Genomic DNA, 21,486 nt, shown 5'->3' with positions numbered 1-21,486 from the left:
GTTGCTGGCGGATCGTGTCACCGGAATGTCTTCAGCCGGTTGGAGGCTAGCGCAACCGGTGAGGACGAGAGGGAGGAGCAGACGGAGGTTCATGAGCGCAGTGTGCCCCGAATAGGAATGTGTGTCAGGTCAGGTGCCTACAGCTTCAGCAGCGGCGTGAGCTGGAATGGTCTGTGGCTTTCGGGTGATGCACAGGACAGGATGCGGCACACCTAAGCAAAAATCCCAAAGGCATCCATACCCTGCCCGCACCGACCGAGTTGGGTAGGACGCCTTTGGGATTTCCGCTTTTTGAGGTGGTGCGCTCCGGCGCATCAACCAACGAAAGCCACGACCATGACCAACACAAAAGCCGCCCGCATTGCCGAACTGAACGACCAGTTCCGCCGCTCAGGCCAAGGGGGCCGCATCTTCCTCACCCGGGGGATTATGAGCCTTCCCAGCTACCAGATGCTCAAGGTCATCGATGCGGTACGCAGCTTTGAAGCCTTTACCCCGGACAATGACCCGCACGGCGAACACGACTTCGGTTCCTTCGTCCAGGACGGCAAGAAGATCTTCTGGAAGATCGACTACTACCAGCCGAACATCGACGGTGAGCTGGATATCGACGGCTTGGGTTCCGAAGACCCCTCCGATCCGGAGCAGACCATCCGGGCGCTCACCATCATGCTGGCGGAGGAGTATTAACTCCTCCCCTGCCCTTCCCTATCAGTCAGCTGAGATTTCAAACGTAAGATTTAACAAACAACTTTCATTTCATCCTTGCGTTGTGCAATAATATTAGTGGGACAGGGGGAGCACATGCCTGAAAACACATTGGAGGAAGCGCGCCGTTCGATTGCGCGTATACAGGATTTTGACACAGAGACACTGCCGCGTCGTGGTGAATTGGGTTCGGCAATGTCATTCGATGCTGCCGTTGAGCCTGCCCAGCGATTGATACGGCTGTTCCAACAGATCTCTCTGGACCACCTAGGCGATTTGAATGATCGCAGCCTGACCCTGTTACGGGATCGAGCCAATTCTTTGTTCAGTATCTTCCAATCTGTGCTGTCATTTTCCCCAGAAACGGATACCGCGCCTACAGCGACCCGTACCCAGCTCATTGGTCAACTGAAAGATTCGTACGATCAATACTTTACAGATTTACATCCTGTTATTGCCTATCTCGCAAGCCGACAAAGGGACTTTGCCGCGCTGGAGCGCGAGGCGCGAGCTGCGGTCCAATCGGCTACAGATCAAGCTACTGAGTTGAAGGACCAGCTTGGAAAGGATCGCGAGGAAGCAGAGCGGATTCTCGAAAAGGTCAGACAGGTTGCTGCTGAGCAGGGCGTTTCCCAACAAGCTATCTATTTTAGGGAAGAGGCTGAGAGACATGAGGCGGATGCTCTCAACTGGAGAAAATATACCATAGGGACCGCAATCGGGCTTGGTTTGTACGCCGCACTCACGATACTGATACATAAGGTGCCATTTCTTGTACCAACCACTCCCTATGAGGCCGTGCAGCTTGCATTAGGCAAGTTTCTTCTTTTTGGTGTAATCGCCTACATGCTCCTTCTGTGCGCCAGAAATTTCCTGTCACATAAGCATAATGCGATTGTGAATAAGCACCGCCACAACGCTTTGCTCACTTTCAACGCTTTAGCGGAAGCTGCCTCGGGAGAGGACAGAAGAGACATTGTCCTCACGCATGCAGCAGCTTGCATTTTTAGTCCGCAAGATACCGGCTATACGAAGCACTCTTCCCAGTCGGACAACGCAACCACGAAACTGGTCGAGATTCTGCCAAAGCTTGGGGGCAGCTCTTCTTGAGGAATGTTGGCGTCATCTCGCTTCCACGAGACACTCTTCCTGTCCCATCAGAGGACTTGCTAACAGAATGCTGAGAGAGCCATTCTATTAAATTCTCGAAATTACTGAAGTGAGGAAAAACCATGCGGCTCTGTCGGCGCCTGTTTGTTGTTCCATTGGCCAATAACGATCATGGCAAGACGACCATGATCCGTGCTCTGGTTTCGCAAGGCATGGGGTGGGAAATTGACAAGCTCCAGAAGGGCGTGCGGAAGATGACCACTCCCTTCGGACGTCCGGTCGACGCCTACGTGTATGGGCGCTCGTATCAGGAAACCGAGCGCGACACCTATGGATCGGTCGAGAACTCCCTGAACCAGAGCGATCCTGCCTGGCGGACCCGCGAGCTGATCATTATGCCCAGCCATGTTGCGAGCCAGGATTATGGTGATATCAAAAAAATGATCTGGCTCGCTCATAATGCCGGGTTCGACATAGTTGCGGCGTCTATCATCCTCACGCGCGACAGCGGTGACAATCGCGCGTTTTTCCCGAAGATCTGGAAACTAAACTGGGACGAGCGCTGGACCATTCCCAATCCGTGGAGTTCAGACCCGACAGGTCAACTTGAGGCTCTTGGCCGTGATCTCTGGGTCTGGATCTCCAACAGTCTTGTCAAATAGCTGCTGACTCGGTTAGCCCCCCTTGGTCTGCTGCGCTTGCTCCAGCATCGCCACAGCCCTTTCGAAGGCCTCGCCCAATACCCAGCCGTTGGCATCCGCCACGGCGTAGAACTTTTCGATCGTATCGGGACGCAGTTTCAGGTTCAGCTGGGCCGTGCGGCCTGTCCGGTGGCGGCGCACCGCCTTGGTCGAGGGCACAACGGCGACCGGCGCAGGCGGAGGAGCCGCTGCGGGTTTGGCTTCACGGCTCTTGAAGTTGGTTTTGGCAGCCGCTTCCGCAATCTTGGTGGTGTCGACCCGCTGCACCGGCTTGGGCTTGAACTCACTCAAGTCCAACACCTGGTCCTTCTTGGGGGGCGTCGGCAGATCGTCGTCGTCGTCAAAGCCGAGACTTGCACGGTTGGTCATTACGCCGCCCTCCCCTGCTCTGCCTGAACCGCTTTCAGCCGTGCGATCACTTCGGCAGTGAACTCCATGGCGTTCTGAACGGCCTTCTCGATGTTGCTAACCTGCTTGGGGTCGAGGTTGCCGAGCAGACCACCGAAGTCCAGCAGGTCGCGATACGCGGCGCGTTCGACGATAGAGCTGGACATGACCTCGATGCCCGCCGCGTCCAGCTGGTCACGGACGTTCTTGAGGGAACGCGACGTCACCGCCGCGCTGACACGGGTCAGCAGCACCGCGTACGGGATCTCGCGCTTGGCAAGCCGCGACTGGTTGCGGATCAGCTTGATGGTCTTCGATGCCCCTTTGGCGTCCATGGACGCGCCCTGAGTGGGAATAATGACCAGGTCGGACATGCCGATGGCATTGGCGACCATGAGGCTGGCCGTTCCTTCCAAGTCGATGATCACGAACTGGTACTCGCCTGACGCATCTTCGACCACATCGACAATCGTATCTTCGGTGATGTCGCTGATAATGGTGATATTGGCCGGTTTGCCGGGCAGGTTGCCCCACTGGGAAATCCAGCGCTCCGGGTCGGCATCGACAATGGCGATCGACGCGCCGCGCGCGGCGAGCTCCCCGGCCAGCAGCAGGGCAGATGTGGTTTTACCGGCACCACCCTTCGGGTTGGCAAATGAGATCACAGGCATCTTTGAGGCTCCTCGTTTGTTCCAACCTACCGCTGAAAAGCTAACAGATAGCTACCAGCTATCCAACCGTAGCCGGTAGCTATCGGCTACCATATGGTACCACTTTGCAACAAAAAGATATCTGGTAGCTACTAGCTACTAATAAGGTACCATTCAGGTATCTTTATGGTATCAGGTGGTAGCCGTTAGTTATCCCGAGCGGCAAAGTGTTGGAAGTTGCGGCATTCTGATTGGCAAGACTCAGCGGGCGGGGTAGGGTATCGGTCATGGCTACCAAGAAACTCCACCTGAAAACCCGTGAGGCGTTCGCGGAGTTATCCCTCCACGAAAAAAACGCCTACCTTCAGGAGGTCGCCGACCAGATCGCCGACGCGCGCGGTGATGACCGCGCCGTGCTCGACAAGGACGCACTGTCGCGTCTTCGCCGCTATTACAGCCGCCGCAGCATGGCAGACTTGCGTCTGGAAGACATGGGCGGACCATTGGCCGCCCGCTTCAAGAGCCTTGCCGAAGCCATCCGTTCCGACGAGGTCCAGAAACTGGTAGGTCACGAGATCCCCACCAACCGCCAAACCCGTCGTACCAACTCGCGCCCAGCGCCGATGGACGACGCGCAGTTGATGTTCTTTGTGCCGTCGGTTCACGACGCGCCGCTCAAGGACGACTTCAATCTGATGGACATTGCGCCGTTCTCGCTGTCGAAGAACGGCGGGCAGGGGGTTATCCGGTATGAGCTCAAGGATGCGGTGATCACCATCGAAGGCGGCGCCGAGGTCGGCATCGCCACCGCCTACGACTACGATATCGTCATCAACATGATTTCGCATCTGGCGGAGGCCACCCGGCGCTTCCGCATTGATGAAGCCAAGGGGCTCAAGCCGAGCATCCCGCCGCAGGTTTATCGTCCGTCCGCCGCTGAAATCCTCAAGTTCTGCCGCCGCGAACTGGGCGGCAAGCAGTATGAGGATCTGGAGCGGGCGCTGGCGCGCCTCCAGGCCACCCATATCCGCATCACCAATCTCAAGGGCGGGGAAGGGCGCCGCGACCGTCGCGAAACCGAGTCATTCCCGCTGATCGGGCGCTACAAGGTCGTGAGCCGCACCAGCCAGGACCGTATCGACCAGGTCGAAATCGAGATCCCGGGCTGGGTCTACGACGGCGTCGTCCAGCCGGATGGCAAGCCGACCATTCTGACCCTGAACCCCGACTACTTCCTGCTGTCGCGGCCTCTGGCGCGCTTCATCTACCGTCTTGCGCGCAAGGCCGCCGGGGAAAGCGAAGCGTACTACTCGCTCAAGGAACTGCTCAAGCGCAGCGGGTCCAAGCTCCCCATGCGCAAGTTCCGTCTGGCAGTTGAGGAAATCGTGGAAAGCACCAAGCTCACGCCCCTGCCGGATTATGACCTGGAACTGGAAGATCGCGGCCATGATTTGATTCTGGTTATGCGCAACCGGACGCGTGCCCTGCCACCTCCGGCGACGGCCATCGCCCTGCCGATCTAATTTTGTCACATCACCGTACTTCGGTCCGCCCGGTTTTGACAAAAATCCCACACACCCGCGCTCGCATCGTTTTTGACAAAATTGACCGTACTTCGGTCCGCCTTACTTTGACAAAAATGGCCGCTACGCTGGGGAATCCCATGGTTGGGGGCGAAACTGTGGATAACGTGGGGATAAGTCAAAGAGCACCGTACATCATTCCGCGAATACCGTACTTCGTTCTGTCAACGCCGTACATCATTCCGTCTTTGCCGTACATCATTCCGTCAAAACCGTACTTCACTCCGAAAATCGCCTGTAACCTCATGATTCCAAACGTGAATTTTCACCTAAAACTAATATAAAACTATATAAAACTGTCAAAACATATTTTAAAACGCTGACGCTGACATTTTTTCAATTTTGATTTTGGATTTTTGTCAGAACGGTCAGCGTCGACGCAATCAGGCCATGAGGCAGATTGACGATCTTTACAGATGAATTATCCCTAAGGTTGTAAATTACAGTTGGGGATAGGGTATGATCAAACTAATCACAGGGTCATTCATGTTTGTGGCTGGGCTGCTGTTTATGGCCACAGGCGTTGGGATCGTGGTCGGACTGCCGATGTTCATCGGTGGGCTCGCGATGGGCGTGTCTGGATTTTTCTCTCTTGGCAAAACGGCAGTTCAGGCCGGAAGCGCCATCGGCAAGATCGGCAGAGAGTATAGCACGAGCCGGGAAACCGCGTCGTATCCAGAGACATTGGCTGTCGCCGCGACGCCCTCGCGCAGTGTCGCAGACGAGATTTCGAAACTCGCTGAGCTTCTCAAGCAGGGTATGATTACCCAAGACGAGTTCGACGCCCAAAAGGCGCAGATTCTCAGATCTTAAGTCGCCCGTCTGGGCAGGGAAGGCCTTTGGCGGACTCGATCCGGTCCGCCAGCTCCTCGTAGCCAAAGACCTTGCGCACGCGCGCCGGTTCGTGGCCCTGGCAGACCGTCAGGATCAGATCACGAAACTCTGGGCCCGCGAGTTCATGAGGTTCCACCAGCGGCTTGCGCTGGCCATCGATGAGGCCGCGCCGTTCTCCGAGAAACCGGCTGAACTCATGAGCGCGCTCCAGGCTGAGACCCATGAACTGCCGCACATAGCTGTTCTCCAGGAACCCTGAGGGGTTTTTGTAGTGTTCGGCGAGCTGTCCGTAGTTTTGGGCAAACATCCAGAGCCGAACGCCGTAGCCGCGTCCCAGATCAAGCGCGGTTTCCAGAATGTCGAGACGCTTGAGCTTCGGCATCTCATCCAGAAAAAACGTCACGACCGGGGCGTTACGGTCCGGCTCCCCCCGGCACAGGGTATAGAACGTCTGACCGAGCAGCGCGCGGATGTAGGAGGTATAGGCCACCAGCTCGTCCATGCTGACACAGATGTAGAGTGTGGCCTTGTCTTGCCGGAGTGTCAGCGGGTCGAAGGTGGAAAGCTTGCTCAGGCGCTCAATACGGGGTGACTGCCAGACCTCGATATTGGTGCGGGCGGTTTCGATGACACTTTCGCGCACCTTCGGTGGCATCGAGGGCAGGCTTTTGCCCAGTCGGACCAGCTTGCTGACCTTGGTGTTTTTGAGGTGGATGGTCCACGCTTCGAGCTCGCTGCCCTGAAACGTATCCACGGAGTGACCGCTGCCATCGTCCGAGGGGGCGAGAGGTTCGAGGTAAAGGCGATCGAAGACCGCTTCGAGGCTGCGGGCGCCATTGTCGCCGGGTTCCTCATGGAGCGCTGTATCCAGAATGGCATCGGCGAGGACATCAAGGCCACGCTTATCCCAGTAGTCCTTCTTTTGCAGGTCGGCGGGCACGATCAGCAGATCGACCAGTTTGCGTGCGTCCTCGTAGGCGTCCTCTACCTCCGGGCGGATGGCGTCGAGCGGGTTGAACGAAATCGAGTTGGCCGGATCGGACGGCGCGAAACGGTAGACCGGTCCGACGTTACGAGCGCGCCACAGCGCGGTCTGCTCATAGAGCTCGCCCTTGATATCGATGACCACGGCGCCGCCGTCCATCGTCAGCAGGTTGCGCAGTACCGACTGGCTTTTGCCCTGGCCTGGCGGCGCGAGTGTGATCAGGCTTTCGTTGCGGTCATAGAGCAACTCTTCCTGTGTCCCGTCGAGACGACCGAGGCGCAGCACGGAGGGGCGTGGGGGTAGCCTTGGGACCATAGCTGTGGCGGCGGCATCCTCAGACATCCAGCGGGCGCCCTGATACAGCATTCGCTCCAGAAAGCCGCGTTCGCTCCGGGTGAGGGTGCCCGGGGTGGCAAGAACCTCACGGAGCCGGTGCTGGAGCCGTTCTACCGAGGCACTGGCGGGGCCAAGATGGCCCTCGATCAGAACGGTCAGCTGGCGCCGCAGCTCCTGGAGCATGTCGGCGGCGCCGAGGGCGCCGGACGGAGCCAGCAGACTCCGTCCTTCGTTCCAGACGATCGGTGTGAGTATCTGAAGACGTTCCCGCGTATCCATGGCACCGACGGCGGTCAGCAGGTCGCTGAGCCGCAGTGTTGCGCGTTCAGCTTCCGAGAGGTCCCGCAGCGTGCGCTGGAACACCGCGTTGCGCAGCGCCTGGGTGGCGCGTTCCGCCAGGTACTCGCGCTGAACGGTTCCTGCCGTCTTGAGCACGTAGTCGTCGTCCGCCGCGCGGCGGTCAAGGGTGCCAAGTTTCTCAGCCATGGCCTGACCGAGCCGATAGAAGCTGACGGACCGCAATAGCTCCGGCTGGAGTTCCACGATCGACACGCTGACCACGTTCAGCTCATTGGCGTGGAAGGTCTCGATATCGTCCAGGCTCCGGCGCGGCAAAGCCGGCGTGGTGCTGGGCGCGGGGGAGGGCGGCACAGGTGGCGGGCTTAGTCGGGCTGCTGCTGCGCCTGCGCCTCCCGACCACCGGTACAGGACACCACCTGCAAAGCACAGCACCACGAATACAATCAGCACTTCCATGTCGACGCCCCAGAACCCTGAGGTCACCCTAACCGCAGGAGAGGCGCCTAGGCAACCTGGAGAGGTGGCCCTGCAACCGCGCGTCCGCGCCGGTCCGGGACGATGCCCCGGCCACGTCAGACGGACGCTTGTCTTTCTTGAGCTGGATTGGTAGCGTAGAGGCATTCTTAGTGCGCACTTATGAGTTTTGTTCCAAAACTCGGCGCCCCACCGCCTGAGGTTCCAATGGCCATTTACAGCCTGAACCATAAGCCGATTGGAAAGAGCACACAGGATCGTCCTTATACGACCGGTGCGCATGTGAATTACATCACCCGCAGCCGTGCCCTTGGGCACCTGGACGGCGCCCGCCTGCCGGTGGACCGCGACGGTGCACGCGGCTACTTCAACGGCGCCGAAGACACCGGGCGCAAGAACGGGCGTGTTGCCGATAAACTGATGCTGGCTCTTCCGAAGGAACTGACAGCCGAGCAACGGCATGAGTTGGTGAAGGGGTATGCCGAGGAAGTCACCGGGGGGAGGGCGCCGTGGCTGGCGGCCCATCATGACAAGGGCAAGGATGCGGCGAACCCACATTGTCACCTGCTTATCCGGGATCGCGATCCGGAAACCGGCAAGCGGGTGTTCGGCACCACCGACCGGGGGTCAACTCAGCGCTTGCGCGACCTGTGGCAGGACCACGCCAACCGGGCGCTGGAGAGGGCAGGGAGGCCCGAGCGAATTGATGCCCGCACCTTGCAGGCGCAGGGCATTGAGCGCGAGCCGCAAGTGCATGAGGGGCCGCGCAGCCGCGCGGCACAGGAGCGCGGGCGCAGGCCCTTGTCGCGTCCGCGAAACTTCCGCAATGGTCCGGGCGCGCGCTCGCCCCAGCGCCGAGTGGATTATCCCTCGCTTGATCGGGGGCGAACCCGGCACGAGTTTAACCAGGAACGTCCGCGCGACTACTGGCAAGCCCTGGATGACGCCCGCCAGCGTGACGAGCTGGACGGGTTGCGCCGCGTGCACCTGCCGCCTGACGGCCGACGGGAGGCCGCAAGCCCGGAACCACGTGCCTTCCGTGATGTGATGCAGCGCCAGCGCGAGGCGCGCCAATCCGGAGGGGAGGGCTCGCCCGGGTTTTCCGTAAAATCGATCCTGCGGCCTGGCGCTCCCCCCGTTGCCAAGAGCCCGCCGTCACGCGATGGTCCGCAACAGCGGCAACCGTTCCGGCCAAGGAGTGGTCGCGATGATGACGAGAGGGAGCGATAAGCGCGATGGCGGTGGACGATCAGGACCGCGCCCTAACGGATGACGAACTGGCGCAGGCGCGTTTCCAGGAACGCACCAGCCGCAATCGGTTGAACGATCTGATGCAGCGGAGCTTCCTGTCGCCGAAGCGCGCGATGAACCGCATTCAGGATGCAAGGGCTGAGAAGGGCGACAGGTTCGTCTTCGACAAGCTCCGCGATCCGAAAAGTCGCGCCTACGGGCGCCGTCCGGGCAGCCTGCTGTCGCGTGGCGGTTTACGCCGGGGGGCGAGGTATAAGCGGCGCGATGCCTTGCTTGCGCGCCGTCGCTTGCCTGAGCATCTGCTTGACTATGAGACCAAAGCTGACCGGTTGCGCGGGGCGGAGCGAGCCCATCGGGAGGCGCGCGGTTCCGGTCCGCCGGATACCAAAGCGTCGTTCCTGTCGCGGCTGCTGAAGCGGCCCGCGCAGGACGCGGTGCCAGCGCCGCACCAGACGCCGGGGAAGGGGTTTTCGGTCAAGGACATCCTCAACCGTCCGAAAGAGACGCGAAAGCCATCTTCGGCGCCTCCGAGGCGGCGGGGGAGGGAGGATGAGCGGGGTCGTTAGGTTGAGCTTCCTTCGGCGCGGATAGCGCAGTGGGCCGCTGTCATGGTACTGCCTGAATATGCGTCAGGTGCGTGGTCGTTCAGGGTCGGGCCAGCTGACCACAAGCGCCTGATACGATGTGTTATCTGGTAGCAGACGGACCTCCCATTCTATCCGGAAGCCATCCTTTTGGAGTTGGGCCATGGTGGTACGGGCGGTGTCGGTCTGGGTGAGGTCCAGCGGTTTGGCGGGCGCGATGACCACGCGGTTAAATCCTTCGGCGGCAGCGCTGGCGATCGCCTGCTTGACCTGGGTGAGTGCAAGGAGCTTTTCCGCTTCGCGTTCGCGGGCTTGCCGGGTCATCTCCTGAACACGCTGAAGGATGGAAGCCTTGCTCATGCCGCATCCTCCCGTTTGGACGTCGGCGCAAAGCGTCTACCGAGGTAGGTGTCGGTGACATCGAGGCGTCCGTGGCCCAACTCGTGGGAGATCTCCAGGCGTGCCGCGCGGTCGCGCGCAGCCTCCGCCTGAGAGAGGGTGTCCACGGTGGGCCCGCCTGCTGCGGGGCACGACCAGCCGGTGAGCTGCTTGTAGCGCCACTGGGCATACGCATGGCGGTAGCCGTGGGCGTTGCTGATGCCTGCCTTGATCAGCTGGTTTTCATAGGACTTCAGTGCCTGGTGGTAGTTGCGACCGGTGCCAATCAGTGAGCCGTCGCCCACCACGGTACGCACCTCGTCGAGGAGGGCGCGCTGCTTGTCGTGGGTAATGGGGATTTCCCGGTAGCGTCCGCCCTTGCACCAGCTGGCCTTGAGGGCGATGCGGTCGCCCTTGTCGGCAATCGCGGGCCGGAATTTAAGTGCCTCTTCGCGGCGCATGCCGAAGGCGGCTTCGAGTTTCAGGGCAAGCTGGATACGCGCGTCGGGGATGCGCTCCAGCGCCGCCTGCTCCAGCCGCTTGGCCTTGTTGCCGGAATACCGCCCCCGTTCGGCAAGGCCGAACGTGTCATTGGTCTTCGGCAGAAGGCCGGGTTTGTTAACCTGGTAGGCCCACCAGCGCAGCCAGGTGAGACGGTTGCGGATGGTCTGGTCCGACAGTCCGCTGGTCTTCCAGTGGGCCACCAGCGCGGCGACATGTTTGCCTTTCAGGCTTTGTGCGCCGGGCAGACGGTAGCCCATGTGTTTTAAATCATCGGCCATGGCCAACAAGCCCCGCTGCCGCAGCGCACGGGTGCCAAAACTCCCCTCACCCGAGCGGGTACAGAGGGTTTTCAGGCTAAAGCTCAAGTCGTCCATGGTTATGTGGGTTCTGCTAAGTTTTAATGACCTACATGAGTGCCGCGTGCGGCATCACATGCGCTTGCCAGTGGCAAGCAAAAGGCCGGATACTCCCTGTTGTTATCTCCGTTTCTACGGACTCGTAGTCTCCTTGTGGTGGCGCCCGATTGCGGGCCGTTGTGTCATGCGGTCTGTCATCGTGCGTTCCTTTCAGTGGTTGCCTCTTTGGGCTCCCCCGTGTCGTGCCCGTGGGGCCGTGCATGTGGGCGGGGGTGTTCGTGGTGCGCCGGACGGCGCGTCGGGTGGAAATGCATGTTCGGTTATCCTTTCCGGTCAAAAGGGGCGGCAATGGCCCGTGGGGTTGTTGCAAAGATGGCTCGGTTCCAGCGCTGGCGAAGTTCGAGCAAACCTCGCCACTCCCTTATGGACCCGTCCTTTATCCGTAACTGACGTCGCCGCACCCGCCTGCCCAAAGCGAAGGCCGCGCCAGCGGCCCGCCCTGTCACTACCTGCGCTGCGGTAGTGACAGGGCTGACCGTTCCGGTCGCCCGTGGTGGCCTCGCAACACCTGTTTGCAACGTTCTTGCAACGGTTGTGCAACGGCCAGCGGGAGGGATGCCCTCCCGCACCCGCCCTCTGTGGTCTGCCGTTGCCGTCAGCCCAACGGGAGTTCACGGCACTCCCCTGCCCAGCCGCGTGCAGGCTTAGGGCCTGCGCTCCGGTCGCTTCGAGTGATGGGCGCTCCGCTTCCCTTCTCTTGGCCTCCCAGCCTGCACGGAAACGGACGGGCCTTGAAGCCCCGGCTTTTCTGCCAGGTGTCCTGATGCTCCGGAAACCAGATGCACGAACCTGCCTCTCCGGGATCTGGGGACACCGCTGCTGCCATGCGGCACCAACCTTGGTCCAATGCGACCCCTCTCCTGACCCATCGGACTGGCTGGGTCGGCTGCTGGCGTTGCGGAATGCGGGCTCCCGTGGGTCCGCTCACGCCCGTCACGACCGCAAAAGTCGGGGTCTACCCCCGTGAATGCGCCGGGCAAGGCATCCAACCGTATCCCCGGGGGAGCCCTCGGTCGGACCCTCCATTGCACGGCGCCTTCAGCGGGGCTGAACGCCGCCCGACCGGTCGCGAAGGGCGTGACCGGACTAACCAACGGGAGTATCCCCACATGAAAAACCGCAACGCCAGCAGCCGACCCACCCACAACGTCTATGTGGTCGAGGGCGAAGGCGATAACGCCTTTTGGACCAAGGTTGGTGCCGCATGGCAGCACGCCGACGGCGAAGGCCTCAACCTCACGCTGACCGCATTGCCGCTGAACGGTCGCCTGGTGGTCCGTCCGCCCAAAGGGCAGGATGACCAGGCCAACGGGAAGGCAGGGCGATGAGCCCCGCCCTTCCCCGGGCGGCAGACGGTCCATCCGTCTGCCAGCGCCCGTTCGTTCAGAACCGCATCCTCCAGGGGAATTGCCTGGAGATAATGCCACGTCTGCGCGGTGGCAGCGTCGATATGGTGTTGACCGACCCGCCTTACGTCTGTGGTTACCGTGACCGCCTGGGGCGGACGGTCGCCAACGATGACAACACCGATTGGCTGAAACCCGCCTATGCGGAGATGTACCGCCTTCTGAAACCCGGCAGCCTTTGCATTACCTTCTATGGGTGGACCCAGACCGATGCGTTTTTTGCGGCATGGCGGGCGGCAGGGTTCCGTATTGTAGGCCATCTGGTGTTCTGTAAGGAGTATGCGTCAAGCGAGCGGCTTTTGCGCTGTATGCACGAATCCGCCTACGTATTGGCGAAGGGCAACGCCCCCTGGGTGGCGCCGCCGTTGTCGGATGTACGGCCCTGGACCTACACCGGCAACCGGCTGCACCCCACCCAGAAGCCGGTGGAGAGCCTGAAGCCTTTGATAGATACCTATTGCAGTCCCGGTGGCCTGGTCCTGGACCCCTTTGCGGGCTCCGGCTCCAGTCTGGTGGCTGCCCGGGAGGTGGGCCGCCGCTATCTGGGAATTGAATTAGACCCAGCTCATGCGACGACCGCGAAGCAGCGTTTGAGGTGAAAATCGGGCCGTAAGGCCCGGTTCTGCCGCGAGAAGCGCCGGGAACGCACTCCCAGTTAGTGCCGTAGTGACCTGAGCTGCGGTCGGTAGAACCAGATGCGTCGGCGCGCGCCGCCATGGGTGCGGTCGGGTTTTGTCCTGCCTGACGGCAGGCCAAAGGGGTGCCACCGGACGGCGGACGGACCGGAATCCGCCCCGCCTTGACCGGTGGACCCGACCGCCCCGCATGGCGGCATCGCGCCCTATCCCACGTTCGATGAGTGGTTTAGCATGCACGCGAGCCGACGAAGAACGAGCGTCCTGGTTCCAGCGTCACCAGGCTCCGTAGCTCTGGGACGCTGTTGATATAGGTTTCATAAAGGCAATAGAAATTGCGGCCTTCATGTCCAAGATGCCGGCGGAGCGTTTCACCATCGCAGACATTGCCTGCGACACAGGTAGCCGCATAATTGAGGGAGTCGGCAATGTTGACGATTGAGACGCGGAGATCATGCCCGGTTTCTTGCTCATAAAGAGACACCGTTCGTGCAACGATGCGATCAACCACTGTTCGATCCAGCGGTGCGGCCAGATCGCCGACCTTGGCGCGTATCCATGAGGACATGATGTGGTTGCGCGCCGTGAGGACCTCGGCGGAGTTGTAGCTGCTAAGATAGGCCAGGGACGCGGAAAGGCGTCCTTGCCGCTGCTGTTCAAGAATGGTCTGAAACGCGAACCAGACGCCAAGAACCACCGCGCCGTTAGCAAGGACCTGCAACCACCACGCCAGACTGTCTAAATACCTCCGCACGTTAACACTTCGGATCTTTAGGAAGCTGGATGGTCTCGGACGTGGTGTCGATCGACAGCTTAGAAAGGCACACAAGCTGTGCCGGGGTATAGGCCACATAGCGATCGATCTTGGTGGTGCTGCCTTCTACGGAAAGGGAGGGCACAAAAGAATTCATGGAGGCCTCTGACAGGTCCGTGGATGCCGTGAGGTTCGGGCAAAGGCTGAGGTCGATAACGATTGGCTCAATGGCAGAGTAGCGGAGCGCATTCTCGCGCAAACAGGCGGCATGAGCGCGCTCCACGCGAAAATAGGACGTTTCCTGGGCCTGAACGCCCTCTACACACACTAGGCTAGCGACTGTCAGCCACCAGCGTGAGTGAATAATCCGTCCAGCCAGTCCTGTTGCACAATTCATCTCGAACGGGCCTTGATGCCTTAAGTGTGAGCCTTTTCCGGTCAATGGAAAGTACTCCAGTCCCATCGAAGCTGTCTAGCCCGCATCGACTGGTGAAGACTGACACGGAGCCGGCGAAGTGCGATCCATAGAGAACGCCCTCGGCCAAGGTCATTCCCTTTCGCAGTCCTCCGACAGACTTTCCGCGCGGGGTTGAGCTGACTTTGAGGGTTATCAGCCGGAGAGGAGGAATCCTGTCTTGATTGACCTCAATGGCTGCGTTTTCGCTCGTCCATCGCTCTGACAAGGGTTCTGCCGTTACAGCGGTACGGGATGCCCAAATGCCCGGCAAGGTTGCTATCGGCGTGTCAGAAGGAAGGATGGCAGCGCTCAGAGCGAGCTTATGCTCCTGCCTATATTGCATTATGCCTTCAGGAGAACTGTATAATTCGTTAAAGAAGGACAGGTCGCACTGATCTCTCATGTCGTTGCCGACTTCATATATCAAGCCGTCATATCCTTCCCTCGAAAACACTATCTGTCTATGAGGCGCGACCATGGGATGTTTGATCCAGCTCTCCACTGTTTCGGTAGTGAGGGACCACGGAGCATCCCACCCGCCTTTTACGTTGTTGCAGAGAATTGCGAGCTCAAGATCCGTGAATGTGTCAGGCGGAGGGGGAGCAAGCACATCGATCGCCCACCGCCCCAGATCACCCACGGTTTTGACCGTTGCGAAACCTCCTGACGGCGTCGAAAGCATCTTTTCCAGCAGATCCACGGAAAACCCGACGCGATTGGAGAAAAGCAGAAGCTCGGCGGACGTCTGTATTGCCGCCTCGTAATATCGAGGCGCAAGCCGTGCGGCCCGCTCTGGGGACCCAATGTCAATTTCGGGCACAAATGGCGCGTGAAAGCCCAGGATTGCGGTCGGATGAAGTGTTCGCCAAGCATGTGCCTCAGCTCTGTTTCCCCACTCACCACGGTAGCGCCCACCCATGAAGGCTATCGCGCACGCAGACAAGCATGTGCCGTCAGCTTCGACCCGTGTTCCTGTGATATTGTCGTAAAACAGGGTACCAAGGCGTATGGCCTCACGGAGACTACCGCCGGGGCTATGCATAACGACGACTGTTGCCTCAAATTTTCCATTAGGCTCGCAGCTTCTTGCTGTTTCTTCGAAGCGGGCAACGTCACCGGCAAGAATGCTGCCCTGAAGCAGGATCTTGCGAAGCGTAATTTTTTCGCCGCGCACAGTTTCAGGCACGACACCTCCACAAACGAAATCTGCGGCCGCTGCGGGGTTGGTCATCGTGTACCAGAATACTGTGAGCAATGCCGTGATGAGGCTCCGCCAGATCGGTCTGCAGTAGGCTGATGAATTCATTGGTGCGGCTCCCAAAGACATAAATCTGAAATGGCATTGGCCACCTGGCCGCGTCATTCTGCCGAAAATTCGTAATGAGATCGAGGCGTGGCTTCCGATCTTTTTGGCATATACACACTCCCAACCCTGGTTGCCCTGGCATCATTCTACCCGTGCACTTTGGCCACAGTCACTACAGGGAATGCGTGCCCCCCGCTTGCTAAGGGAGGGCTGCGGGGGCACGCTTCCGCAATGTTCCAACTACCTGCCGCGTTGAAAGCCAAGGGCGAAGAGGCTGAAGCCTCCTTCCGCGCGTGGTTGAACCAGTCCGGGGTCGCGTTCCTGTACGTCGAGCAGTCACCGCTGAACGTGCCGGATCGTCTTCGGGGCAAGATCAAGCGTCCGGACTATCTGGTCGGTATCCCTCACGCCGGAATGGTGGCCTTCGATGTGAAGGCTAAATCTGCCTATGACGACCATCTGCTGTTCGAGGTCGGCGAAGTCGACAAGCTCGCCTGCTTTGCGGCGTTCTTTCATCTGTCGGTCAACTTTGCCTGCCTGGATCTAGAGCACCCTGATCATTTCTACTGGGTGCCGCTGCATGCGCTTGTAGGTCGGACGCCCGAACGGCGTGGCAAAGCCCGAGTTGTCACCTTTCCGGTCGCGGATGCCCTGGCTGTCGAACTGTCAGAGACATTTCTGGAGGCCTACGGACGTTTCAGCCATCGGTCGCTGGGCATTTGACAGCTACTGTGAATCCTACAATTGCCACGATGGTCTGACTGGCTAGGCTTGGCTCCGGAAAGGAGACTGCCATGACCAAAGATGACATCCCAGCTTTTATCGAGGACATCCTGGCCACCGGTTGCCCGGTGACAGCCGTGGGGCATGATTCCTATGTTTTCGGTGAAATTGACGTTCCCGAAGATGACATCGAACGCGTCTCCGCTGAGGTCCACGCGGTCTGCCAACGCTACGGAGGGCGAGACCATCTCCTGCTCGATATTGTCGCCCATTTGCGCAGCCTGGGCCGCTATATCGATCTAGCCAGTGAGACGGTTCACTAGTCATCGATGATGGCGCCCGACATACGGAACGCCAGTGCCGGGGGCAGTCGGTCCCGCCTTTCCCTGCGGGTCGCGCTGCGAAGGCTCCTGCGGCTACCCTTTGGTCCGGCTTTGACGTGACGAGAATGCCCGTCCTCCCGGCCTGTGGCCGTCGCTATGCTGAGGTCTCCGATATTCTTCATTGTCTGACCCGGATCGCGCCAAAAGCGGTTGATCCGGGAAGTTGGCTCAGGGGCGTTGCCCCTCGCGCGGGCAAGGGGGCGGTCTCCCGAGGCTCCGCGCTGCGCTTGTGCGCCCGCCGCCCTCATTCCTTGCCCTTGCTACCCCCAGACCTCGTCGGTCAGGCAGGGTTGCAGGAGCTGCATCCATTCAGAAACTTGTAACCTCAATCAATCTAATCCTGTCTAATTGCCGAAATAAATTGCCAGTATGCAGGAAATGTGCATTTTATAGGTATAAACAGGATTGATACCAAAAATGTTGCTTGATTTTCGCTTTACGAATTTCCGCTCTTTCAGGGACGAAGCAGCCTTCAGTATGGCTGCTAGCGCCGATACGACGCTTGAGCGTACCCATACGCGTGCGAGCGGTTTAGATAAAGTAAAGCGTATCCTGAATACCGCCGCGATTTATGGCGCAAACGCCAGCGGGAAATCTAATGTTATTCGTGCTCTGCAATTCATGCAGTTAATGGTGATTACCTCCAATCAGATTCAACCTGACCAGGAAAGTGCACTGGCCCCGTTTCGGCTAAGACCCGACCACACTGACCATCCGACCCGGTTTGAAGCCACCTTTCTTATCGACCGAACTCGTTACCAGTATGGTTTTGAGCTTAATCGCCGTCAGATCCTGAGCGAATGGCTCCTCGTCTATGAAAAGGCTAAACCTCAAGTCTGGTTTTCGCGCACCTTTAATGAAAAGAAACGTAAATACGAGTATACCTACAGTGACTATTTCGTAGGGCAGAAGAAGGTCTGGGAAGCCTCGACCCGTAAGGAGGTATTGTTCCTTACTACAGCTGTCCAACTGAATAATGAGCAGCTGAAACCACTGTATCAACGTTTTGCGGAAGATCTTGTTATTTTACCGGACGGCCCGGGCATTGGCTTCGGCTTTACGGCTGGCTACGTACAAAGCAGAAGCAATCAAGAACGTGTCCAATCGGTCATGAGCGCAGCGGATACGGGGATCTCCACGATCTCTGTAGAAAAGCGGATGGGGCGCCAGTTCCAGGTGAGTTTCCCAGGAGGAGCGCCCGAAATCAACGATGCCGAATTTGACGTGCCGCAGTTCGGCCATATGGTAGGAGGGCAGGTTTATAAGTTCGATTTTAGTGAGGAGTCTGCGGGAACACAGATCCTGTTCGAATTAGCAGGCCCTATCTTAGATATTTTAAATCTTGGCCGCATCTTAGTGGTGGATGAGCTTGACCGTAGCCTCCACCCCCTTCTTGTTTTGAAGATCGTCCAGATGTTTAATGACCCTGAGTTGAATCGGAAGGGCGCCCAGTTGATTTTCTCAACCCATGACGTGTCGTTGCTCGACGGGGGCAAACTGCGTCGTGACCAGGTGTGGTTTACTGAGAAAGACAACGACCAGGCGTCTCACCTTTTCCCGCTGCTGGAATTTTCGCCCCGTAAGGGTGAAGCCCTTGAAAAGGGTTATCTAGGCGGTCGGTATGGTGGCATTCCGATACTGGGGTAAGGAAAGAGCATTTTTTGGCGAAACGTCACCGCTTTGAGCGGAAGGAAGACCGCATTGTCCGCAAGGCGGGTCGTAGACGGCCCTATGACCGCATGTTGATCGTTTGCGAGGGGTCGAAGACCGAGGTAAACTATTTCAGCGCGATACGGCGCGAGAAGCGCTTGCCGAACGCAGATATTGCGATTGTTCCCTCAGATTACGGCACGGCCCCACTTCAGATCGTGGAGTATGCCATTGATCGCTTCAATGAGGCAAAGGGGTTTGACCGCGTCTATGTGGTCTTTGATCGCGACGATCACGACAGTTACCATAATGCTCTGGCAAAGGCCGAGGCGACCCACGAGACATTGAAGAACGACCTGAAGGCGAAGGTGCAGTTCCAGGCAATTCCCTCCGTGCCAAACTTCGAGCTTTGGATTCTCCTGCATTTCCGGGATGTCCTGGCCCCAATCCATCGCAACCAGGTCTATGCCGAGCTGAAAAAGCCGGCATTCTATCCGAGCTATGCCAAGAACAGTCTGACTGTCTTTCAAGAGACAAAGGATCGGATTGCCGACGCCACGGCACGCGCGGAGGCACTACGGGCTAGGTATACGTCACACAATGGTACCGACCCTTACACTGACGCTGACTTGCTGACGGGCGAGTTGCTAAAGATCGCCAATCGGTTCAGCTAAAATAATTGGGGGAGTTTGAGTATGACAAATTCTGTTTCCATACCAGAGCCTAAGCTTTTCATCTCCTACAGCTGGAGCAATCAGGACCACGAGGCATGGGTTGTAAAGTTTGCAGAGGAGCTTGCCAGCCAAGGCATAGACGTCATTCTTGATAAGTGGGACCTGCAACCGGGACATGATGCGAACGCTTTTATGGAAAGCATGGTGACTGACGCGTCAGTCACCAAGGTCATTTTGATATGCGATGAGGTTTACGCTACGAAGTCTGACGGTCGTGCTGGCGGAGCGGGAACTGAGGCGCAGATCATTACCCCGAAAATCTATGCTCAGAGCAGACAGGACAAGTTCGTCGCGGTCGTGAGAGAGCGAAATGCAGACGGCAAAGCGTTTCTCCCCGCGTATTACGGTAGCCGTATCTACTTTGATTTGTCCAACCCCGCGACCTACGGCGAAGAGTTCGATAAAATCGTCCGGTGGGCATGGGGTCAACCCCTTTATATCCGACCGGAAAAAGGAACAAAGCCGTCCTTTATCGACGCTCAGCGTGCACCAAGTAAGATCGCCAGTTCAGTCAGCTTCCGCCGTGCATGTGATGCAATTAGGAACAGCTCATCAAATGTAGTGGCTCTTACTGGCGAATATCTGGAGACTATAGTCCAAGGTCTTGAAGCTTTTCGCATAAAAACCGAACCAACAACAAGAGAGACCTTCGATGATATCGTTGTTGCGAGCGTCAACGAGTTCTCACCGTATCGAAACGAACTTATCGAGTTGTTTCTGTTATGCGCTCGGTTTCAGCCCAACCTGGAAATGACAGAAGTCCTACACCGTTTCTTCGAAAAATGCATTCCGTACCTGCACCCGCCGCAAAACGCTGGCCAATGGACAGAATGGGATTTCGACAATTACCATTTTATTATTCATGAACTGTTTCTCTATTGTCTCGGTGCCTTTCTTAAATATGAGAAGTATGCTGCAGCGGCGACTTTTATGGAGAACGAGTATTATTCGAGGAAACGTAGTGGCGGCGATAATCTAATGCAGCCGTTTACAGTTTTTAGAGGTTATATGCGATCATTAGAGCATCGCAACAATCGCCTGAAGCTCAATCGACTCTCTGTCCGGGCGGACATGCTGAGTGAACGCAACAAGGGTACCGGAGTTGATTTCCAGTACGTGATGGCAGCGGACTTTGTGCTCTACCTACGGGGTTCCATGTTCGGGGAATGGCACCGCTGGTGGCCTGAAACTCTGCTTTACGCAGACAGGTTTGGAGGTTCGTTCGAGATGTTTTCCCGCGCGAAGTCAAAGAAGTACTTTGCGAAGCTCACGCCTCTCCTGGGTGTAAATAGCAAGGCTCAATTGGGAGATGTGCTGACAGCTATTCTTTCAAGTCCAGATCGTATTCCCAAATGGCAGTTTGAGCGCCTAAACGTTAATGCTCTCTTAGGATATGCAAATCTGGACACCACGCCCTAACAGAATGTCGATAACCGCTCATTTCTCTTCAGGACTAAAGCCATTAGGCTTGCGGATCAGCTTTGGGGTCAGATGCATTGTTGCTCTTGAGAAGAAACCAGCATGACGGGCGCCTCCGAATATATAAGCAAAACGACCGTTTTCCTTACATGCCTCCCTCCCCTCCCCACAAGTCGCCTAACCGGCGGCTTTTTTGTTAGGAAAATATGTTAGGAAATCATTTGACAGAAAAACGTGGTTGTCTCACTATCCTTACATGAAGATTGGATACGCGCGCGTTTCGACCGTTGATCAGAACCTCGACATGCAGAGGGACGCGCTTCAGCGTGCCGGATGCGAGAAGATCTTTGAGGAGAAAAAATCAGGCAAGGCTGGCAGCAAACGTCCGGAACTGGAAGCCGCCCTCGCCTATCTTCGTCCGGACGATGTCCTGGTCGTATGGAAACTCGATCGCCTCGGGCGTTCTCTTGTGGAAATGATGCGGACGATTGACCGTCTGCGTGCAGACGGGATCAAGTTCCGAAGCCTTACCGAAGAGCTTGACAGCGAAAGCGCCCAGGGCCGGTTCTTCCTTCAGATCCATGGCGCCATGGCAGAATACTTCCTGGACTTGAACCGGGAACGTACGATCGAGGGCTTGCGGGCGGCGGTTGCGCGAGGGCGTAAAGGCGGGCGACGCCCCAAGCTTAATGATGACGACAAGCGTGCCGCCAAGGCCATTGACCTGCCACTGAACTTTCATCCGGCGGTGATTAGAGCCTCGGCGTTTTTTGTTACGCGAAATGGCGCGGTGGGAGCAACCGGCGGAAACGCGAAGC

Annotated in this window: 22 protein-coding genes and 1 pseudogene; 15 read left to right on the top strand and 8 right to left on the bottom strand. The window is 58.1% G+C overall.

Going from position 1 to position 21,486, the window contains the following annotated elements; genetic code table 11:
- The first annotated feature begins 336 nt into the window (after positions 1 to 336).
- The 3 genes from ASD54_RS06675 (at position 337) to ASD54_RS06665 (ending at position 2,480) form a co-directional block, all read left to right on the top strand.
- On the top strand, positions 337 to 690 hold the full coding sequence (locus ASD54_RS06675) for a DUF3768 domain-containing protein (protein WP_062553846.1): 354 nt from the start codon (positions 337 to 339) through the stop codon (positions 688 to 690).
- A gap of 114 nt (positions 691 to 804) precedes the next feature.
- Positions 805 to 1,818: a hypothetical protein gene (locus tag ASD54_RS06670; RefSeq protein ID WP_062553845.1), complete on the top strand. Its 1,014-nt coding sequence runs from the start codon at positions 805 to 807 to the stop codon at positions 1,816 to 1,818.
- A gap of 122 nt (positions 1,819 to 1,940) precedes the next feature.
- A complete protein-coding gene (locus tag ASD54_RS06665; protein WP_062553844.1) occupies positions 1,941 to 2,480 on the top strand; it encodes a hypothetical protein in 540 nt (179 codons plus the stop codon).
- Positions 2,481 to 2,492: 12 nt separating this feature from the next.
- On the opposite strand, the gene ASD54_RS06660 is transcribed toward ASD54_RS06665, so the two are convergent.
- Entirely contained in the window at positions 2,493 to 2,888 is a 396-nt protein-coding gene (locus ASD54_RS06660) for a hypothetical protein (RefSeq protein WP_062553843.1), read from the bottom strand.
- Entirely contained in the window at positions 2,888 to 3,577 is a 690-nt protein-coding gene (locus tag ASD54_RS06655) for a ParA family protein (RefSeq protein WP_062553842.1), read from the bottom strand. Before ASD54_RS06655 ends, ASD54_RS06660 begins: the two co-directional genes overlap by 1 nt.
- A 266-nt stretch (positions 3,578 to 3,843) precedes the next feature.
- Here ASD54_RS06655 and ASD54_RS06650 point away from each other — a divergent pair, with 266 nt between their 5' ends.
- Together ASD54_RS06650 and ASD54_RS06645 are read left to right on the top strand one after the other, a co-directional pair.
- On the top strand, positions 3,844 to 5,079 hold the full coding sequence (locus tag ASD54_RS06650; protein WP_062553841.1) for a replication initiator protein A: 1,236 nt from the start codon (positions 3,844 to 3,846) through the stop codon (positions 5,077 to 5,079).
- 519 nt (positions 5,080 to 5,598) lie between these two features.
- Positions 5,599 to 5,952, top strand: coding sequence for an SHOCT domain-containing protein (locus ASD54_RS06645; protein WP_062553840.1), 354 nt, complete (start codon positions 5,599 to 5,601; stop codon positions 5,950 to 5,952).
- Here ASD54_RS06645 and ASD54_RS06640 read toward each other — a convergent pair.
- Complete coding sequence (locus ASD54_RS06640; protein ID WP_062553839.1) at positions 5,942 to 8,050, bottom strand: type IV secretory system conjugative DNA transfer family protein; 2,109 nt, start codon at positions 8,048 to 8,050, stop codon at positions 5,942 to 5,944. The genes ASD54_RS06645 and ASD54_RS06640 overlap by 11 nt on opposite strands.
- Before the next feature lie 180 nt (positions 8,051 to 8,230).
- Between ASD54_RS06640 and ASD54_RS06635 the strand changes: the two genes are divergently transcribed.
- Positions 8,231 to 9,298: a MobA/MobL family protein gene (locus ASD54_RS06635; protein ID WP_082547119.1), complete on the top strand. Its 1,068-nt coding sequence runs from the start codon at positions 8,231 to 8,233 to the stop codon at positions 9,296 to 9,298.
- A gap of 5 nt (positions 9,299 to 9,303) precedes the next feature.
- Positions 9,304 to 9,885 (top strand): hypothetical protein, encoded by a 582-nt coding sequence (locus tag ASD54_RS06630; RefSeq protein ID WP_062553837.1) that lies wholly within the window; start codon positions 9,304 to 9,306, stop codon positions 9,883 to 9,885.
- Positions 9,886 to 9,948: 63 nt separating this feature from the next.
- Here ASD54_RS06630 and ASD54_RS06625 read toward each other — a convergent pair whose 3' ends face one another.
- Both ASD54_RS06625 and ASD54_RS06620 read right to left on the bottom strand, forming a co-directional pair.
- Positions 9,949 to 10,263, bottom strand: a complete 315-nt coding sequence (locus ASD54_RS06625; protein ID WP_062553836.1) for a hypothetical protein — start codon at positions 10,261 to 10,263, stop codon at positions 9,949 to 9,951.
- Entirely contained in the window at positions 10,260 to 11,159 is a 900-nt protein-coding gene (locus ASD54_RS06620) for a phage integrase N-terminal domain-containing protein (protein WP_062553835.1), read from the bottom strand. Before ASD54_RS06620 ends, ASD54_RS06625 begins: the two co-directional genes overlap by 4 nt.
- A 1,151-nt stretch (positions 11,160 to 12,310) precedes the next feature.
- Between ASD54_RS06620 and ASD54_RS06615 the strand changes: the two genes are divergently transcribed.
- Positions 12,311 to 12,529: a hypothetical protein gene (locus ASD54_RS06615; RefSeq protein ID WP_062553834.1), complete on the top strand. Its 219-nt coding sequence runs from the start codon at positions 12,311 to 12,313 to the stop codon at positions 12,527 to 12,529.
- Positions 12,526 to 13,206, top strand: coding sequence for a DNA methyltransferase (locus ASD54_RS06610; protein WP_082547113.1), 681 nt, complete (start codon positions 12,526 to 12,528; stop codon positions 13,204 to 13,206). Before ASD54_RS06615 ends, ASD54_RS06610 begins: the two co-directional genes overlap by 4 nt.
- 265 nt (positions 13,207 to 13,471) lie before the next feature.
- Here the strand turns inward: ASD54_RS06610 and ASD54_RS06605 are convergent, their stop codons facing one another.
- The 3 genes from ASD54_RS06605 to ASD54_RS06595 form a co-directional block, all read right to left on the bottom strand.
- Entirely contained in the window at positions 13,472 to 13,963 is a 492-nt protein-coding gene (locus ASD54_RS06605) for a hypothetical protein (RefSeq protein ID WP_062553833.1), read from the bottom strand.
- A 34-nt stretch (positions 13,964 to 13,997) separates the two neighbouring features.
- Entirely contained in the window at positions 13,998 to 14,153 is a 156-nt protein-coding gene (locus ASD54_RS26510; RefSeq protein ID WP_156379109.1) for a hypothetical protein, read from the bottom strand.
- Positions 14,154 to 14,328: 175 nt separating this feature from the next.
- Positions 14,329 to 15,759 carry a hypothetical protein gene (locus ASD54_RS06595; RefSeq protein WP_062553831.1) on the bottom strand — a complete coding sequence of 477 codons (1,431 nt, stop codon included), beginning with the start codon at positions 15,757 to 15,759 and terminating at the stop codon, positions 14,329 to 14,331.
- Positions 15,760 to 15,990: 231 nt separating this feature from the next.
- Here ASD54_RS06595 and ASD54_RS06590 point away from each other — a divergent pair, with 231 nt between their 5' ends.
- The 6 genes and pseudogenes from ASD54_RS06590 to ASD54_RS06560 all read left to right on the top strand — a co-directional run.
- Positions 15,991 to 16,482, top strand: a complete 492-nt coding sequence (locus ASD54_RS06590; RefSeq protein WP_062553830.1) for a hypothetical protein — start codon at positions 15,991 to 15,993, stop codon at positions 16,480 to 16,482.
- 71 nt (positions 16,483 to 16,553) lie between these two features.
- The gene (locus tag ASD54_RS06585; protein WP_062553829.1) at positions 16,554 to 16,805 is read left to right on the top strand and encodes a hypothetical protein; all 252 of its coding nucleotides are present in this window, start codon (positions 16,554 to 16,556) and stop codon (positions 16,803 to 16,805) included.
- A gap of 477 nt (positions 16,806 to 17,282) precedes the next feature.
- Positions 17,283 to 18,512: an ATP-binding protein gene (locus ASD54_RS06575; RefSeq protein WP_062553827.1), complete on the top strand. Its 1,230-nt coding sequence runs from the start codon at positions 17,283 to 17,285 to the stop codon at positions 18,510 to 18,512.
- Between the two features lie 14 nt (positions 18,513 to 18,526).
- Positions 18,527 to 19,189, top strand: coding sequence for an RloB family protein (locus tag ASD54_RS06570; RefSeq protein WP_062553826.1), 663 nt, complete (start codon positions 18,527 to 18,529; stop codon positions 19,187 to 19,189).
- 21 nt (positions 19,190 to 19,210) lie between these two features.
- On the top strand, positions 19,211 to 20,668 hold the full coding sequence (locus ASD54_RS06565; protein ID WP_062553825.1) for an SEFIR domain-containing protein: 1,458 nt from the start codon (positions 19,211 to 19,213) through the stop codon (positions 20,666 to 20,668).
- 256 nt (positions 20,669 to 20,924) lie between these two features.
- Positions 20,925 to 21,389 (top strand): annotated as a pseudogene (locus ASD54_RS06560) (recombinase family protein); the annotation flags it as partial.
- Between the last annotated feature and the right edge of the window lie 97 nt (positions 21,390 to 21,486).

The sequence above is a fragment of the Rhizobium sp. Root149 genome, assembly GCF_001427345.1.
In the GTDB taxonomy this organism is placed as follows: Bacteria; Pseudomonadota; Alphaproteobacteria; order Rhizobiales; family Rhizobiaceae; genus Neorhizobium; species Neorhizobium rhizoryzae.
This window is presented reverse-complemented; position numbering and strand designations above follow the sequence as displayed.